This window comes from Enterobacter cloacae complex sp. P16RS2 (assembly GCF_014982155.1).
Lineage (GTDB): Bacteria > Pseudomonadota > Gammaproteobacteria > Enterobacterales > Enterobacteriaceae > Enterobacter > Enterobacter cloacae_M.
Genome location: NZ_JADCKW010000090.1, coordinates 1 through 354, shown reverse-complemented (window position 1 = coordinate 354; position 354 = coordinate 1). Strand labels below are relative to the sequence as shown.

1 protein-coding gene is annotated in these 354 nt (G+C 36.2%); it reads left to right on the top strand.

The window, feature by feature from the left end:
• Window positions 1-290 (top strand): hypothetical protein (locus INF68_RS23395; protein WP_216786957.1); only part of this gene is annotated, 290 nt, incomplete at its 5' end.
• Window positions 291-354: the final 64 nt, after the last annotated feature.

The following is a 354-nucleotide window of genomic DNA, read 5'->3' as shown; positions in this document are numbered from 1 at the left end:
ATGATAACTTGATTGACATTATCCACTTGCTAAAAACTGGACAGCCTATTGACTGGTCAAATTTGAAGCAACACTTAATTATGATGTCGGAGCTATCAGTACTATCCCGAAAAGATAAAGAAATCGCTTGGTCAGTAGCTCAACATTCAGATGTATCAAGCGTTGCGAAACTAGCCAATGTCAATAACAAAATTATTTACTCTCGCATAGCGATCATAGCTAGAAAATTAAACTTGAGGCATTTGAATGAAGTAAGAACGTTTGTTGCTAGCGAAATTAATTATTCATAGTGGTTTTGTGCTCACGCATTCACTATGCAAATAATAGTCATTGCGAGCAGCATGTATCATTCAC